Here is a 651-nt window from a genome sequence, read left to right on the forward strand (position 1 = left end):
GCCTTTCATCGCCTCTGACTGCCAAGGCATCCACCGTGTACGCTTAGTCACTTAACCATACAACCCGAAAGGGTCTTGTGTATGATACAAATTTGCTTTCACTTTTAAAAAGTGAAGACAAAAAGCAACCAAGGTTTTTGGTTGTCATCAAGAAGGGTTAATTCTTGATGACTGTTTGCCGGACTCAATGTGAATCAAACTAAAGTTTGATTCGAATACAAGACACTTGAATGTGTTTGTTGTGTTTATCTAATGAAAGATAAACATTGAGAACTTTTAAATTTGATTGAATCACTCGTAAGTAATCAATCAGTCAGCTTTCCAAATTGTTAAAGAGCATAAAGCAAAAAGCTTTAATCAATAACTGACGTTATTAATTAAAGCTCTGGCTTTAACTAAATCTAAACCATCAATCTGTGTGGACACTTATCGTGAATATCTTCGTATAAGGAGGTGATCCAGCCCCAGGTTCCCCTAGGGCTACCTTGTTACGACTTCACCCCAGTCATGAACCACAAAGTGGTGAGCGTCCTCCCCGAAAGGTTAAACTACCCACTTCTTTTGCAGCCCACTCCCATGGTGTGACGGGCGGTGTGTACAAGGCCCGGGAACGTATTCACCGTAGCATTCTGATCTACGATTACTAGCGAT

1 rRNA gene is annotated in these 651 nt (G+C 40.9%); it reads right to left on the minus strand.

Features of this window, described 5'->3' with window-relative positions:
- Positions 1 to 446: 446 nt before the first annotated feature.
- A 16S ribosomal RNA gene (locus L1D11_RS22540) occupies positions 447 to 651 on the minus strand; the annotation flags it as partial.

Source organism: Vibrio sp. Isolate32 (assembly GCF_022397955.1).
In the GTDB taxonomy this organism is placed as follows: Bacteria; Pseudomonadota; Gammaproteobacteria; order Enterobacterales; family Vibrionaceae; genus Vibrio.